Origin of the sequence: Erwinia tasmaniensis Et1/99, from assembly GCF_000026185.1 — a bacterium.
GTDB classification, from domain to species: domain Bacteria; phylum Pseudomonadota; class Gammaproteobacteria; order Enterobacterales; family Enterobacteriaceae; genus Erwinia; species Erwinia tasmaniensis.
Map to the genome: position 1 here is coordinate 269,092 of NC_010694.1, position 16,067 is coordinate 285,158.

A 16,067-nucleotide genomic window follows, 5' to 3' on the forward strand; every position below is an offset into this window, starting at 1 on the left:
CGTCATATCAAAGCAGGCTCCGGGCGCGGGGCCTGCTTTTTTTATTCAGGCAATTCGCCTCGCTGAGGCCAGTAAAGCGCCCACTGCAATAAACAGGCTGCCGAAGATGCGGTTCAGTAACCTCATCTGACGTGGGCCTTTAATCCACGTTGAAATACGGCTCGCCAACGTGGCGTAACCTATCATAACGAGAATATCGACCACTACGGTTGTCGTCCCCAGCACCAGATACTGCATGGCCTGCGGCTGATCCGGCATGATAAACTGCGGGAAAAGCGCCGCCAGAAAGATAATACTTTTGGGATTGGTCAGGTTCACCATGACCGCACGCTTAAACAGCTTACGGCGCGGCATTGCTGCGGCAAGCGCATTTAAGTTTATCGCACCGGCAGAGCGCCACTGCTGAATGCCCAGCCACACGAGGTAACCCGCACCGCCCCACTTCAGGATCTCAAAAGCCAGCAGTGATTGGGAAAACAGCGCGCCCAGCCCAAAACCGACCAGCGCAATATGGAGCGACAATCCCACCTGCAGACCGGAAATTGAGGCTACCGCACCGCGATAACCGTGGCTGATGCCGGTACTCATGGTATTAATGGCACCAGAACCCGGTGACAGGCTTAAGACGATAGTTGTTAACAGATAAGTCAGCCACCATTCGGTAGTCATGGTAACACTCCCGGAAAACGTTCAATTGTGACACAATACGTTATTGCTGAACGCCTTGCTACGGGTAACTCTGTTCATGTTAAATGAAGTGCCCCGAGTGGAAAACGTCTGATGAAACTGCGCCAAAAAAGCTGGTTAACGCGTGAAAAAGCCTTTGCGGCGTTTGCCACCGGCCCGCTGCTGGATTTCTGGAGGCAGCGCGAAGAGGACGAGTTTGTCGGGGTGGAAAACGTTCCAATCCGCTACGTCCGCTTCATCTCACCGCAACATGACAAGGTTATTTTATTGTGTCCGGGGCGCATTGAAAGTTATGTCAAATACCCGGAGCTGGCCTACGATCTGTTCCATAGCGGATATGACGTTTTCATTATCGATCATCGCGGGCAGGGGCGATCGGGCAGGCTGCTGAAGGATTCACATCGTGGGCACGTTGCGGCGTTCGAAGACTACGTTGACGATTTGGAAACGCTGTATTTGCAACAAATCGTAACGCGTCACTATCGGCATCGCTACGCGCTGGCGCATTCGATGGGGGGAGCGATCCTCGCCCTGATGTTGCTAAGACAGCCGGCGGCCTTTGACGCGGTGGCGCTGGCTGCGCCGATGTTTGGCATTTTTCTGCCGATGCCGTTATGGATGGCGCGGCGCATTCTCAACTGGGCGGAAAAACGCCCGTTGGTGCGCGATGATTATGCGTTGGGCACCGGCAAATGGCGCGCGCGCCCCTTTGCGATAAACGATTTAACCCATAGCCGCGAACGCTATCGCCGCAACGTGCGTTTTTACGCTGACGATCCCGGCATACGCGTCGGCGGCCCAACGTATCATTGGGTGAGAGAAGCCGTGCGCGCCGGGCAAAGCGTTTTGCATCAGGCAGCGCAGATTTCCACCCCGCTGCTGCTGCTACAGGCCGCCGACGATAAGGTGGTCGACAACCGTGCACAGGATCTGTTTTGCCAGGCGATGGTGGCCGCAGGTCAGCCCTGTGAGGGCGATAAGCCGCTGGTTATCGAGGGTGCCCGTCACGAGATCCTGTTTGAGAGAGACCGGATGCGCACAGCGGCGCTCGAAGCCGTCCTCACCTTTTTTGCCCGGCATACTTGAGTCGACAGAATGACATTACCGGTGGGCGCTTCCCACCAGGAAAAATTAACCAGAGGTGTTATGTACCGTATTGTTGCTTCAGACCTGGACGGCACGCTGCTGCTGCCAAACCATACGCTTTCCCCCTTTGCCCGTGAAACGCTACAGCTTCTGGCCCGTAAAGGTGTGCATTTCATCTTCGCCACCGGCCGCCACTATATTGACGTGTCGCAGATGCGTGACAGCCTCGGCATTGACGCCTGGATGATCACCTCCAACGGCGCGCGCGTGCACAACACCGCGGGTGAGCTGGTATTCAGCCACAACCTTGAAGAAGATATCGCGCGCGAACTGTTCACCATGCAGCACACTCATACGGATATTTACACCAACGTCTACCGTGATGAAGAGTGGTTCCTCAACCGCCATCGCCCCGATGAAATGGATTTCTTCCAGGAATCTGACTTTGGTTACCAGATCTACCAGCCGGGGCAGCTGGCAGCCGATGGCATCAGCAAAGTCTTTTTCACCTGTGCTATTCCCGAACTGCTTATCCCGCTGGAGCAGGCGTTGGTAGCACGCTGGGGGGATCGGGTAAACGTTAGCTTCTCGCTGCCAACCTGCCTGGAAGTGATGGCCGGCGGCGTATCGAAAGGTCACGCTCTGGACGCGGTGGCAAAATCGCTTGGCTCCTCGCTGAAGGAGTGCGTGACTTTCGGTGACGGCATGAACGACAAAGAGATGCTGGGTATGGCCGGGAAAGGTTACATCATGAGCAATGCTCATCAGCGCCTGAAGGACTTATTACCAGAGCTGGAAGTGATCGGCTCAAATGGCGATCAGGCCGTACCGCACACGCTGCGCAGGCTGTTTGACGTATAGGAAAATCGGCACGCGCGCTGTACCGACGCGTAACGTCTTCTGCCGCCACACCAGCCGTATTTAACGGGCAGAGAGTATTTCACTCCCTGCCCGTTGTGGCGTTAAGCCGCGCGGAGCTGCTCCTTGTGTTTCTTTTCACTGAGCATGGTGAGAATGAGCAAAATAACCGCCAGCACGCAGCCGCCGACCATGATGATAAAGCCGCCGTTCCAGCCGAAGTAGTCGACGGTGTAGCCGACGATAGCGCTGGCGGCAACCGATCCCCCCAGATAGCCAAACAGCCCGGTAAACCCTGCCGCCGTTCCCGCCGCCTTCTTAGGCGCCAGTTCCAGCGCATGCAGACCAATCAGCATCACCGGTCCGTAAATCAGGAAGCCGATGATCATCATACAGGCCATGTCCACGCCCGGATTTCCGGCCGGATTCATCCAGTACACCACGGTGGCAATGGTCACCAGCACCATAAAGAACACCCCGGTCGCGCCGCGATTGCCCTTGAATACCCTGTCCGACATCCAGCCGCACAGCAGGGTGCCGGGGATACCGGCGTATTCATAGAAAAAGTAAGCCCATGAGGATTTATCAAGGGTGAAGTGTTTCACCTCTTTCAGGTAGGTCGGCGACCAGTCGAGGATGCCGTAACGCAACAGATAGATAAACACATTGGCCAGCGCGATATACCACAGCAGCTTGTTGGGCAGAATGTACTGCTTAAAAATCTGCTTAGCGGTCAGCTCTTCTTCATGTTTTTCATCGTAATCAGGCGGATAGTCATTTTTGTACTCCTCAATCGGCGGCAGGCCGCAGGATTGCGGGGTATCACGCATCAGCGCAAAGGCGAAAATGGCCACCACGATAGCGCCAAAGGCGGGCATATATAGCGCCGCCTTCCAGTCGTTGAACCAGGCCATGCCCAGCAGGAACAGCAACGGAGGGATACCGCCGCCGACGTTATGCGCGCAGTTCCACACCGACACGATGCGGCCGCGCTCCTTCTGTGACCACCAGTGCACCATCGTGCGTCCGCAGGGGGGCCAACCCATGCCCTGAAACCAGCCGCACAGAAACAGCAGCACGAACATCACCATAATGCTCGATGTTGCCCAGGGGACGAAGCCCATAAACAGCATGACCACCGCGGCAAGGATCAGTCCGGCAGGTAAAAATACGCGTGGATTGGAGCGGTCAGAAACCGAGCCCATAATAAATTTAGAGAATCCGTAGGCGATCGAAATACCGGAAAGCGCAAAGCCGAGGTCACCGCGCGAAAAGCCCTGTTCAACCAGGTAAGGCATCGCCAGCGCGAAGTTTTTACGCACCAGATAATAGGCGGCATAACCGAAGAAGATGCCCAGAAAGATCTGCCAGCGCAGCTTGCGGTAGAGCGGGTCGACGCGGGTGCCATCAACGCGGGGTTGATGCGCGGCGGGTTTGAAAATACTTAACATTTAAGCCTCCCTGGGCTCAGAGACTGACATTCCTGGTGAAATGTGGCGGAGAGGAACAAAATGCTGCCGGATAGGGCCATAATGTTCTATTTCGCGCACAGAATAGGGGGTATCAGAGCATTTGACTGTGAAGAAGGGCGCAAATGTTACATTTTTATGACCATATGGCACGACATGTGTGATTAAAAGGCTGCATATCATCGTACTTGAATGCTGTTTTGTGATTTTCATCACGATTATGGCGCGAAGGAACCGGGAGGTTTCGTTTGATGAGTGGTTGTGTTCTAAAAGGAACGCGTGCAGGCAGGTCGTTGTGGCGGAAAAGCGAAATGGATTAACGCCACACGATGGCGTTAATCAGAGACAAGTCATTACGTCTATTTTTTAGCCGGACGAATCTTCATTGTCAGGCCTTTAAGGAAATTACGCAGGATCTGATCGCCGCATTCACGGTAGTTTTTATGTCCAGGCTTGCGGAAGATCGCCCCAATTTCCGACTGGCCTACCGCAAAATCAGCACTTTTTAACAGCTCGAGGATATCCGTGGTTTTCAGATCGAACGCCACGCGCAGTTTTTTCATCATGACGTTATTCGTCATTTTGCGCTCAATCGAGGGCGCTGGCGCATCTTCGCTTCTGCCACGGCGTTCAAAGATCAGGCCGTTAAGAAAGTAACCCATGATGACATCGGGGCAGGGGCGATAACCGGGCTCATCCTCTTTTTTCAGGAAGCTGTGCACTTCGGCTTCGGTGACTTCGCTCTCTGCCAGCGCCAGAATGCTCACAACTTTAGCATCGCTTAAATTCAGCATATATCGCACGCTGCGCAGGACGTCATTATTGGTCATAAAAACTCTCTTCAGTGAAACTGTTGCAGTGGGCGCAGTATACCCCTTCATCCCCCGGCCTGCATCCCGGTAAACAACCGTCGGCGATATAGCTGTTGGTCAACTCAGGCGCCGTCGGCAGAAGGGAGCGGCGTACCGGGACGTGACGCATCGCGTACCCGCGGTAAATGATCGCAGGCGTGCTGGCGCGCGGAGCGGGTAAACGCCTCAATGACCGGCTGACGCTGTTCACCGTCACGCACTGCGGCGTACAGCCTGCTCCACAACCCCGTACCCAGCGCTTTAGTGACGACTAAGCCCTGGTGTTCAAAACTTTCCACCACCCAGTGCGGCAGGGCGGCGATGCCCATTCCGGCTGAAACCATCTGAATCAACAGCAGGGTATTATCCACGTTTTTCAGCGCCGGACTGACGCCCGCAGGCTGTAGGAAATGACGCCAGATATCCAGGCGCTGGCGCTGCACCGGGTAGATCATCAGCACTTCGCTGGCTAAATCCTCTGGGGAGATCGTCGCCTTTTGTGCCAGAGGATGGTCGGGAGCCAGTACCAGACGCACTTCAAAATCAAACATCGGCGAATAAAACAGCCCGCTACGCGGCAGGATATCGGATGTCAGCACGACGTCCAGCTCGCCCTGTTGCAGGGCGGGCTGCGGGTCAAACGTGACGCCGGATTTAAAATCCATCATCACCTGTGGCCAGCCTTGGCGGAACTCATTGAGCGCTGGAGTCAGCCACTGAATACAGCTGTGGCATTCAATGGCGATACGCAGCGTGGTTTGATGAGGTTCGTGGCAGTCCTGTAGAGCCTGCTGTATTTGCGGTAATACCTGTTCAGCCAGCTGGAGCAGGATCTCCCCCTGCGGCGTGAAGCGCAGCGGCTGGCTTTTGCGTACAAAGAGCCGGAAGCCGAGCCGTTGCTCCAGGTCACTAAACTGGTGTGACAATGCTGACTGCGTTTGATGAAGCTGGGCGGCAGCGGCGGCCAGCGAGCCGGTATTTTGCAGCGCCTGGAGCGTTCGCAGGTGTTTAAGTTCGATCATGAGAGTCCTTCACATCGACGGTGAATATTTTGCGCTTGTGGTGAATACAGTACCTGCGGATTATAGCGGTGTAAACATCTGGACGTCCAAATGAATATCAAAGAGGATCGGGACCTGTTCAGCTAACGATTATTTAAGAGAGGCACAACTGATGACTATTCTGAACCATACTCTCGGATTTCCCCGTGTCGGCCTGCAGCGTGAACTGAAGAAAGCGCAGGAAAGCTACTGGGCTGGCAACAGTACTCAGGAAGAACTGCTGACGGTGGGACGCGAACTGCGTGCCCGTCACTGGCAGCAGCAGAAAGACGCTGGCGTAAATCTGCTGCCGGTAGGTGATTTTGCCTGGTACGACCACGTGCTGACCACCAGCCTGATGCTGGGTAACGTTCCGGCCCGTCACCAGAATAAAGATGGCTCAGTTGACCTTGATACCCTTTTCCGTTTAGGACGTGGCCGCGCACCGAGCGGAGAGCCCGCCGCCGCGGCAGAAATGACCAAATGGTTTAACACCAACTATCACTATATGGTGCCAGAGTTCGTGCAGGGCCAGCAGTTCAAACTGACCTGGACTCAGTTACTGGATGAAGTCGACGAAGCGCTGGCGCTGGGCCATAAGGTGAAACCTGTACTGCTCGGCCCGGTAACCTACCTGTGGCTGGGTAAAGTGAAGGGCGACCCGTTTGACCGCCTTAACCTGTTGCAAGATATTCTGCCGGTGTACCGGCAGGTGCTGGCTGAACTGGCTAAGCGTGATATCGAATGGGTGCAGATTGATGAACCGGCGCTGGCACTGGAACTGCCTGCCGAATGGCTGGCGGCGTTTAAACCCGCATACGACGCGCTTCAGGGGCAGACGAAACTGCTGTTAACCACCTATTTCGACAGTATCGGCCAGAACCTTGATACCATCAGCGCGCTGCCGGTGCAGGGGCTGCACGTTGACCTGGTGCATGGTAAAGACGCGATCACTCTGCTGAACAGCAAAGTGCCGGCAGACTGGCTGCTGTCCGTTGGTGTGATCAACGGTCGTAACGTCTGGCGCGCGGATCTCAGCAGCTGGTTTGAGCGCCTGCAGCCGCTGGTTGCACGGCGTAAACGGCTGTGGATTGGTTCTTCCTGCTCGCTGCTACACAGCCCGATCGACCTGAGCGTAGAAACTCGCCTGGATGAGGAAGTGAAAAGCTGGTTTGCCTTCGCCCTGCAGAAGTGCTCGGAGCTGGCACTGTTGAGCAGCGCGCTGAACAACAATGACCCGGCTTCACTGGAGGCATGGAGTGCGCCCATCCGTTCCCGTAAGCACTCTACCCGCGTGCACAATGCCGCCGTGGGTCAGCGTCTGGCAGCGATTTCACCGCAGGACAGTCTGCGTAAGAACCGCTATCCGGTACGTGCGAAAGCCCAGCGTCAGCGCTTCCAGCTGCCGGCGTGGCCCACCACAACCATCGGCTCATTCCCGCAAACCACTGAAATTCGTGGGCTGCGCCTCGACTTCAAACAGGGGCGTCTGGACGGCACCCACTATCGTACCGGCATCGCCGAGCACATCAAACAGGCTATCGTCGAGCAGGAGCGCTTAGGGCTGGACGTGCTGGTGCACGGGGAAGCTGAGCGTAACGACATGGTGGAATACTTCGGTGAACACCTTGACGGCTTCATCTTTACGCAGAATGGCTGGGTGCAGAGCTACGGTTCACGCTGCGTGAAACCCCCCGTTATCATCGGTGACGTCAGCCGCCCGGAGGCGATTACCGTTAACTGGGCAAAATATGCCCAGTCACTGACCGACAAGCCGGTTAAAGGCATGTTGACAGGCCCGGTCACTATCTTGTGCTGGTCGTTCCCGCGTGAAGATGTTTCGCGTGAAACCATTGCCAAACAGATTGCGCTGGCGCTGCGTGATGAAGTTGAAGACCTGGAAAAAGCGGGCATCGGCATCATTCAGATTGATGAACCTGCCCTGCGTGAGGGGTTGCCGCTGCATCAGTCCGACTGGGGGGCTTATCTGGAGTGGGCGGTCGACGCCTTCCGCCTGAATGCCGCAGTCGCGCAGGACGACACCCAGATCCACACCCACATGTGTTACTGCGAGTTCAACGACATCATGGATTCGATTGCCGCGCTGGATGCGGATGTTATTACCATCGAAACCTCTCGTTCTGATATGGAACTGCTGGAGTCGTTTGAAGAATTCGAATACCCGAACGAAATCGGTCCCGGCGTTTACGATATTCACTCGCCGAACGTACCGAGCGTAGAGTGGGTGGAAGCCCTGCTGCTTAAAGCGGCGCAGCGTATCCCGACAGAACGTCTGTGGGTGAACCCGGACTGTGGCCTGAAAACGCGCGGCTGGACGGAAACTCGCCAGGCGCTGGCAAACATGGTGAAAGCGGCGCAAAACCTGCGTCAGGCACAAAAAGCGTAATTATCTGTGTTGTTGTGCTTTGTTGTAACGATTAACTTGGGGCGCTGAGCGCCCCCTTTTTTATGCTTCAGGCGTTACGCCATACTGTCTGAACCAGGCCAGCATGCGTTGCCAGCCGTCTTGGGCGGCTTCGGCATCATAGCCTGGTCTGTAGTCCGCGTTAAAAGCGTGCCCGGCATCGGGATAAACAACAATTTCGGCGTTGGCATTGGCGGCACGCAGCGCATGACGCATGGTTTCAATGCTGTCGAGAGGAATACTGTCATCCTTACCGCCATAAAGTCCTAAAACAGGCGCATTCAGATCCACCGCAATATCCACCGGGTGCTTCTGCTGCTTCATTGTCTTTTCTCCCACCAGCTTGCCATACCAGGCGACGGCCACCTTCAGCTGCGGATTGTGCGCGGCATAAAGCCAGGCAATACGTCCACCCCAGCAAAAACCGGTCATGGCTAAACGTCGCATATCACCGCCGTGACGTGATGCCCAGTTCGCCACATGGTCAAGATCGGCCAGCACCTGACTGTCAGGCACCTTGCTGACCAGTTCTTCAAGCAATGTGGGAATATCGCGGTAATCAGCCGGGTCACCCTGACGAAAATAAAGTTCAGGGGCCACCGCCAGATAGCCTTCCAGCGCCAGTCGGCGGCAGATATCGCGGATATGTTCGTGAACGCCAAAAATCTCCTGCACCACCAATACCACCGGCAAGGGGCCTTGCGCATGGCGTGGTTTAGCGTGGAACGCGGGCATATTCTCGCCCTGAGTTGGGATGGATGTCTCACCACTGAGAATGTCGGCGCTTTGGGTCGTTATCATGGTGGCAGCGGCAGGCAAGGCCGCTGGTGCAAAGCCGTTGTTGCTCGATTCTTGCGTCATGTTATCTTCGGGTTTCATGGTCATCTCCGTGCAGGCGCTACGTGCTGTCAGCTAACTATAGTCGGGAATGTGATGGGATTAGCGATCGAATCAGGGTAACTCCTTATCATCAGATAAAGCCGAACCACAGTACCAAACGTGGGAAAATGACCATGGGTGATGGTTAAATGTGACATTTATCGCATTTTTATGTATTTACGATGTGGTTTTCATTTTGATAAATGATGTCTATCACATAAATTTTGCCGCGATTTACCTACATTGGCATTTTCTATACCCCCCTATGTTTCGTATCAGGAGTTTTTAATGGCACAGTCTGACGTCTTCCATCTTGGCCTTACCCATGCCGATCTTCAGGGCGCTACGCTGGCCATTGTGCCCGGCGACCCGGAGCGGGTGAAAAAAATAGCGGCCCTGATGGATAACCCTGTTCATCTGGCTTCGCACCGCGAATTTACCACCTGGCGCGCCGAGCTTGGCGGCAAGGCGGTTATTGTGTGTTCAACCGGGATCGGCGGGCCTTCTACCTCCATCGCGGTGGAAGAGCTGGCACAGCTTGGCGTACGCACTTTTCTGCGCGTTGGCACGACCGGCGCTATCCAACCTGACATCAACGTGGGCGATGTGCTCGTTACCACGGGTTCAGTCAGACTGGATGGGGCCAGCCTGCACTTTGCACCGCTGGAGTTTCCGGCGGTGGCGGACTTTACCTGTACCACCGCGTTAGTGGATGCGGCAAAGGCACAGGGGGCAAAAACGCATATCGGCATTACGGCGTCCTCCGACACCTTCTATCCTGGCCAGGAGCGTTATGACACCTTCTCTGGTCGAGTGGTGAGCCGCTTCCAACATTCAATGAAAGAGTGGCAGCAGATGGGCGTGCTGAACTATGAAATGGAATCGGCAACGTTGCTCACCATGTGCGCCAGTCAGGGACTGCGCGCCGGAATGGTCGCCGGGGTGATTGTCAACCGAACCCAGCAAGAAATCCCGGATGCGGAAACCATGAAAAGAACCGAGAGTGACGCGGTGAAAATCGTGGTTGAAGCGGCGCGTCTTCTGCTTAAGTAATCCCTGATGCGGGCCACGCCGGTTTGTGGCCTGCAAATATCGCTTCCTTGCAATATATCCTGGAGCCGCCTCGCTTTTTGACTTTGACGGCGCGCGCTCTGCTGCATTTTGTCTGGACATTTATACAGTGTGCCTCTATTTTTCCCCAGTCAGGGCTTAGCAGGAGAAAGAGGGTGGACGTCACAATTATGTACGGAGCAGGCTTTGCTCTGATCGGAATCCTGGCAGGCTGGCTGTTTGCCTCGCTGCGCGGCCAGCAGCAGCTGGCGAAGGGCGAAACTGAACGGCTACTGCTGCTCCAGTCGGCTGACCAGATGCAGGATGAACGCCAGCGCTTGCAGCAGCAGCTGGACGGCCATCTGCTGCGGCAAACGCAGAGTGAACAGGAGCAGCGCCAGCTGTATGGTTCTCTGGCGGCCGCCGAGGAGAAACTTCACCACCTTGAGCACTGGCGCAGTGAAACCGAACGGCTGGCGCGAGAACTGCGCGCGCAGCTGGAGATTAACAGCGCCCAGGAAGCGGAGCTGCGCGAAGTCACCATTCGGCTGGAAGAGACCCGTATCGCCGCTGAAGAGAAACAGCGGCTTCTGGTCAACAGCGAACAGCGCCTTAATGCCCAGTTTGAAAATCTGGCGAACCGCATTTTTGAAAATAGCGGACGCCGGGTTGATGAACAAAATCGTCAGAGTTTGCATGGTTTAATCACCCCCCTGCGTGAACAGCTTGAGGGCTTTCGCCGACAGGTGCAGGAAGGGTTCGGCCAGGAAGCGCGCGAACGCCATACGCTTGCCCACGAAATTCGCAACCTGCAACAGCTGAATGCCCAGATGGCTCAGGAAGCGGTTAACCTGACAAAGGCGCTGAAAGGGGATAACAAAACCCAGGGCAACTGGGGGGAAGTGGTTCTCAGTCGGGTTCTGGAAGCATCCGGCCTGCGCGAAGGGCACGAATACGAAACCCAGGTCAACATTCAGCTGGAGCAGGCTGGGCGCATGCAGCCCGACGTCATCGTCCGTTTACCGCAGGGCAAGGATGTGGTTATCGATGCGAAGATGACGTTGGTCGCCTATGAGCGCTACTTCAACGGCGAGGATGAAGCACGGCGTGAGGCGGCGGTCAGCGAGCACATCGCCGCTATTCGTGGACACCTGCGGCAACTAAGCCGAAAAGATTATCAACAATTACCGGGTTTACGCTCGCTGGATTATGTGTTGATGTTTATTCCGGTGGAGCCGGCCTTCCTGCTGGCTATCGACCGGCAGCCGGAGCTGATTAACGAAGCGCTGAACCAAAATATCATGCTGGTCAGTCCGACCACGCTGCTGGTGGCGCTGCGCACCATCAGCAATCTGTGGCGTTATGAGCATCAGAGCCGCCATGCACAGCGCATTGCCGAGCGCGCTACCCGCCTGTACGACAAAATGCGTCTTTTTGTCGATGATATGAGCGGTATCGGGCAAAGCCTTGATAAGGCACAGGACAGCTATCGCCAGGCAATGAAAAAACTGTCGGAAGGACGGGGTAATCTCATTGCCCAGACCGAAGGTTTTCGCCAAATGGGCGTTGAGATAAAACGGCCGATTAATCCGCGCCTGGTGGAACAGGCGCTGCCGGAGGAGGCTGAAGAGGGGCATGACGACCTGTGCGAACATGGGTCTGAGAACGGCGATTTTTCTCACCAGAGAATGCCTCACGGCGTCAATGAATAAGCGCAGGGTCAGTGTTTGCATTGTCTGACTCTGATACACTTGACCAATATATTTGATTGTAGAGCAGGCAAAACAAATGGCAGATGAATCAAAGGATACCACCCACTTCGGCTATCGTACCGTTGCGAAAGATGAAAAAGCCGACATGGTTGCTGATGTTTTCCATTCAGTTGCGGCCAAATATGACCTGATGAACGACCTGATGTCATTCGGTATTCACCGCGTCTGGAAGCGTTTCACCATCGACTGCAGCGGCGTGCGTCGCGGGCAACGAGTTCTTGACCTGGCGGGCGGTACTGGCGACCTCACGGCGAAGTTCTCACGTCTGGTGGGAGAAACCGGTGAGGTGGTACTGGCGGACATCAATAGCTCAATGTTAAAAGTGGGCCGTGAAAAGCTGCGTAACAAAGGGATTATTGGCAACGTCAATTACGTGCAGGCGAATGCCGAAGCTCTGCCATTCCCAGACAACTATTTCGACTGCATCACCATCGCTTTTGGCCTGCGTAACGTTACCGAGAAAGAGAACGCGCTGGCGTCAATGTTCCGGGTGCTTAAACCGGGTGGGCGTCTGCTGGTGCTGGAGTTTTCTAAACCGCAGTTTGAGCCATTAAGCAAAGCTTACGATGCCTACTCATTCCATATCCTGCCGCGCATTGGTGAAGTTGTGGCTAAAGACGCCGGCAGCTATCGCTACCTGGCCGAATCCATCCGTATGCATCCCGATCAGGAAACTCTGAAGCAAATGATGGCGGATGTTGGCTTTGAAAACACCACGTACCACAACCTGACGGGCGGCATTGTTGCCTTGCACCGCGGATTTAAGTTTTAAACAGGGATACGCATGACATTAATGCCGCTGTTAACTGCGAGTCTGGAAACCGCGCTAAACCAGATTTTATATCGCGACCGTGGGCTGAAGTCGGCCCGTCAGCGTCTTAACGGTCGCAGCCTGGCGATTGTCCTGGCCGAGCTGAAGCAGCCGATAACCTTTATCTTCAGTGAACAGCAGGTTGATGTGATTGGCCACTGGGATGATATCCCGGACTGTACGGTGAAGACCCGTGTCGCCACGTTGTCAAAATTGCGCGATCGACAGCAGCTGACCGCGCTTATCCGCAGCGGCGAACTTGAGGTAGAGGGTGACCTCCAGGTCGTGCAGCAATTTTCAGCTCTGTTGGATTTGGCTGAAATGGACCCGGCTGAATACCTCTCACCCTGGATCGGCGATATTGCCGCCCAGGGGGTCACGCAATTCGTCCGCCGTGGTTTGAGTACTGTGCGTAACAACGTGCAACGTAAACAGGGTGACCTGGCGCAGACGCTCACCGAAGAGTGGCGTCTGGCCCCTGGGCCGCTTGAACTTGCGTGGTTTGCAGAAGAAGTTGATGCGCTAACGCATTCGCTGAATTCTCTTGATGCCCGTATTCATCATCAGGAGGAAAAATGATCTTCGGTGAACTGCGACGTCTTTATCTGATTATCCGCGTTTTTCTCAGTTACGGCCTTGACGAGCTGATCCCTAAAACGCGTCTTGCTTTGCCACTGCGGCTCTGGCGTAAGTGCCTGTTCTGGATGCCAAACTGCCATAAAGACGAGCCTCTGGGCGCGCGTTTACGCCTGGCGTTGGAGCAGCTGGGGCCGGTATGGATCAAGTTTGGCCAGATGATGTCCACCCGCCGTGACCTGTTCCCCCCTCATATTGCCGATCAGCTGGCAATGTTGCAGGACAAGGTGGCTCCTTTCGACGGCGCACAGGCGAAAAAGCTGATTGAGCATTCGTTGGGCGCACCGGTCGAAAGCCAGTTTGACGACTTCGATATTGTTCCTTTAGCCTCAGCCTCAATCGCACAGGTGCATACGGCAACGTTGAAAGAGAACGGCCGTGAAGTAGTAATAAAAGTGATTCGGCCCGATATCCTGCCGGTGATCAAAGCGGACATGAAGCTGATTTACCGACTGGCGCGCTGGGTTCCGCGCTTGCTGCCTGATGGTCGTCGTCTGCGACCGCAGGAAGTGGTTGCTGACTATGAAAAGACGCTGCTTGATGAGCTAAATCTGTTGCGTGAAGCCGCCAATGCTATTCAGCTACGGCGTAACTTTGCCGATGGCCAGATGCTGTATGTTCCGGAAATTTACTCGGACTACTGTAGCGAGAACATGCTGGTGATGGAGCGTATTTACGGTATTCCGATCTCCGACGTGGCCACGCTGGAACAGCACGGTGTTAACATGAAGCTGCTGGCCGAACGTGGCGTTCAGGTGTTCTTTACCCAGGTCTTCCGCGACAGCTTCTTCCATGCGGACATGCACCCAGGCAATATCTTTGTCAGCTACGAACATCCTGAAGATCCGCAGTACATCGGCATTGACTGCGGTATTGTCGGTTCTTTAAACAAGGAGGATAAACGCTATCTGGCAGAAAATTTTATCGCCTTCTTTAATCGTGACTACCGCAAGGTTGCGGAGCTGCACGTCGATTCCGGCTGGGTTCCGGCAGATACTAATGTGGAAGATTTCGAGTTTGCTATCCGCACCGTATGTGAGCCGATTTTTGAAAAGCCTCTGGCAGAAATATCCTTCGGCCACGTGCTGCTGAACCTGTTTAATACCGCGCGTCGTTTCAATATGGAAGTCCAACCGCAGCTTGTCCTGCTGCAGAAGACGCTGCTGTATGTGGAAGGGGTGGGTCGCCAGCTCTATCCGCAGCTGGATTTGTGGAAAACCGCTAAGCCGTTCCTTGAAAACTGGATCAAAGACCAGATAGGCATTCCAGCTATCGTGCGTGCGCTAAAAGAGAAAGCGCCGTATTGGGCGGAGAAACTGCCGGAGTTACCGGAGCTGTTCTATGATAGCCTGCGTCAGCATAAGCATTTGCAGCATAGCGTTGACCGACTGACTACCGACTTAAGAGGTGAGCGTGTCAGGCAACATCAGTCGCATTATCTGTTTGGTGTCGGTGCCACTCTGCTGCTGAGCGGCACCGCGGTCGTGCTGTCGCGTCCGGAATGGGATGGGCTCGCTGCCGGGCTGATAGCCGCAGGCGTTGTTGCCTGGCTGGTGGGCTGGCGCAAGACAAGCTGACTGTCATGAAAGGTAAATAGGCAGCTTATTGCGCGCGTAGAAGACTTTGCGCATCGTCAGTAAGACATAAGCTGTTATATACTGAAAACTCGCATCAATTATTGATATCAGAGGTAATAATGGGTGGCATTACACTTCCGCATTTATTGATTATAGCCGTACTGGTGGTACTGCTGTTTGGTACTAAAAAACTGCGTTCGCTGGGTTCCGACCTCGGTTCTTCTATCAAGGGCTTCAAAAAAGCCATGAGCGATGAAGACGATAAGGAAAAAGAGAAAGCAAATGCCGACGATGCTGATTTTAACGCCAAACTGGCCGATAAACAGCATGCTGAAGTGAAGAAAGAAGACGTCAAGAACGACAAGGTATAAACCGTGTTCGACATAGGCTTTAGTGAACTGGTACTGGTTTTCGTTATTGGTCTGGTCGTTCTCGGCCCGCAGCGGTTACCGGTCGCGGTCAGGACGGTGATGGGCTGGATCCGAGCGCTGCGTTCGCTGGCAACCAGCGTACAAAACGAGCTTGCCCAAGAGTTGAAGCTTCAGGAACTGCAGGATGGCCTGAAGAAAATTGAGCAGGCCAGCAAAGACAACCTGTCTCCTGAGCTCAAGGCCTCGGTTGAAGAACTGAAGCAAACTGCTAATTCGATGAAGCGCTCGTATCTGGGTGAAAACGAAAAAGCAGATGACGAAGCTCATACCATTCACAATCCGCTGCAGAAACGCCCACAGGAAGCCCATGATGGCGTCACTCCCGCGCAGGCGGAGCATCAGGCTGATGCTCCGGCGCAGGCACCTGTTACGGTGACCCAGAAGGCTTCATCGGGATCACAGGCTGAATCACAGGCTGATAGTAAACAAGAGCCGCCAGCATCCGTTGCTCCGCGTGCACCCGTGACCTCTACTCCACCGAGCGATGAGCGTTAA

Annotated in this window: 15 protein-coding genes; 10 read left to right on the forward strand and 5 right to left on the reverse strand. The window is 54.9% G+C overall.

The annotated features are described in order from the left end of the window. Nucleotides 1-45: 45 nt before the first annotated feature. Nucleotides 46-669 (reverse strand): homoserine/homoserine lactone efflux protein, encoded by a 624-nt coding sequence (gene rhtB, locus ETA_RS02205; RefSeq protein WP_012439990.1) that lies wholly within the window; start codon nt 667-669, stop codon nt 46-48. Nucleotides 670-780: 111 nt separating this feature from the next. Between rhtB and pldB the strand changes: the two genes are divergently transcribed. Then, complete coding sequence (gene pldB / locus ETA_RS02210) at nt 781-1,773, forward strand: lysophospholipase L2 (protein ID WP_012439991.1); 993 nt, start codon at nt 781-783, stop codon at nt 1,771-1,773. 60 nt (nt 1,774-1,833) lie between these two features. Further along, on the forward strand, nt 1,834-2,634 hold the full coding sequence (gene yigL, locus ETA_RS02215; RefSeq protein ID WP_012439992.1) for a sugar/pyridoxal phosphate phosphatase YigL: 801 nt from the start codon (nt 1,834-1,836) through the stop codon (nt 2,632-2,634). Between the two features lie 101 nt (nt 2,635-2,735). Here yigL and glpT read toward each other — a convergent pair whose 3' ends face one another. The 3 genes from glpT to metR all read right to left on the reverse strand — a co-directional run bounded on the left by glpT (nt 2,736) and on the right by metR (nt 5,973). Then, nucleotides 2,736-4,082 (reverse strand): glycerol-3-phosphate transporter, encoded by a 1,347-nt coding sequence (gene glpT, locus ETA_RS02220; RefSeq protein ID WP_012439993.1) that lies wholly within the window; start codon nt 4,080-4,082, stop codon nt 2,736-2,738. 377 nt (nt 4,083-4,459) lie between these two features. Further along, the gene (locus tag ETA_RS02225) at nt 4,460-4,930 is read right to left on the reverse strand and encodes a YehS family protein (RefSeq protein ID WP_012439995.1); all 471 of its coding nucleotides are present in this window, start codon (nt 4,928-4,930) and stop codon (nt 4,460-4,462) included. A gap of 104 nt (nt 4,931-5,034) precedes the next feature. Continuing rightward, complete coding sequence (gene metR / locus ETA_RS02230) at nt 5,035-5,973, reverse strand: HTH-type transcriptional regulator MetR (RefSeq protein WP_012439996.1); 939 nt, start codon at nt 5,971-5,973, stop codon at nt 5,035-5,037. A gap of 151 nt (nt 5,974-6,124) precedes the next feature. Here metR and metE point away from each other — a divergent pair, with 151 nt between their 5' ends. After that, on the forward strand, nt 6,125-8,398 hold the full coding sequence (gene metE / locus ETA_RS02235) for a 5-methyltetrahydropteroyltriglutamate--homocysteine S-methyltransferase (RefSeq protein WP_012439997.1): 2,274 nt from the start codon (nt 6,125-6,127) through the stop codon (nt 8,396-8,398). A gap of 60 nt (nt 8,399-8,458) precedes the next feature. On the opposite strand, the gene ETA_RS02240 is transcribed toward metE, so the two are convergent. Beyond that, a complete protein-coding gene (locus ETA_RS02240) occupies nt 8,459-9,295 on the reverse strand; it encodes a dienelactone hydrolase family protein (protein ID WP_042958543.1) in 837 nt (278 codons plus the stop codon). Nucleotides 9,296-9,583: 288 nt separating this feature from the next. Between ETA_RS02240 and udp the strand changes: the two genes are divergently transcribed. From udp to tatB, 7 genes are all read left to right on the forward strand, one after another. Next, nucleotides 9,584-10,348, forward strand: a complete 765-nt coding sequence (gene udp / locus ETA_RS02245) for a uridine phosphorylase (protein ID WP_012439999.1) — start codon at nt 9,584-9,586, stop codon at nt 10,346-10,348. A 173-nt stretch (nt 10,349-10,521) separates the two neighbouring features. Beyond that, nucleotides 10,522-12,057: a DNA recombination protein RmuC gene (gene rmuC / locus ETA_RS02250; protein WP_012440000.1), complete on the forward strand. Its 1,536-nt coding sequence runs from the start codon at nt 10,522-10,524 to the stop codon at nt 12,055-12,057. 76 nt (nt 12,058-12,133) lie between these two features. Continuing rightward, nucleotides 12,134-12,889, forward strand: a complete 756-nt coding sequence (gene ubiE / locus ETA_RS02255; protein WP_012440001.1) for a bifunctional demethylmenaquinone methyltransferase/2-methoxy-6-polyprenyl-1,4-benzoquinol methylase UbiE — start codon at nt 12,134-12,136, stop codon at nt 12,887-12,889. A gap of 12 nt (nt 12,890-12,901) precedes the next feature. Beyond that, a complete protein-coding gene (ubiJ, locus tag ETA_RS02260) occupies nt 12,902-13,507 on the forward strand; it encodes a ubiquinone biosynthesis protein UbiJ (protein WP_012440002.1) in 606 nt (201 codons plus the stop codon). Further along, nucleotides 13,504-15,141: a ubiquinone biosynthesis regulatory protein kinase UbiB gene (ubiB, locus tag ETA_RS02265; protein ID WP_012440003.1), complete on the forward strand. Its 1,638-nt coding sequence runs from the start codon at nt 13,504-13,506 to the stop codon at nt 15,139-15,141. Before ubiJ ends, ubiB begins: the two co-directional genes overlap by 4 nt. A gap of 119 nt (nt 15,142-15,260) precedes the next feature. Next, complete coding sequence (tatA, locus tag ETA_RS02270; protein WP_012440004.1) at nt 15,261-15,512, forward strand: twin-arginine translocase TatA/TatE family subunit; 252 nt, start codon at nt 15,261-15,263, stop codon at nt 15,510-15,512. A 3-nt stretch (nt 15,513-15,515) separates the two neighbouring features. Then, nucleotides 15,516-16,067 (forward strand): Sec-independent protein translocase protein TatB, encoded by a 552-nt coding sequence (tatB, locus tag ETA_RS02275; RefSeq protein WP_012440005.1) that lies wholly within the window; start codon nt 15,516-15,518, stop codon nt 16,065-16,067.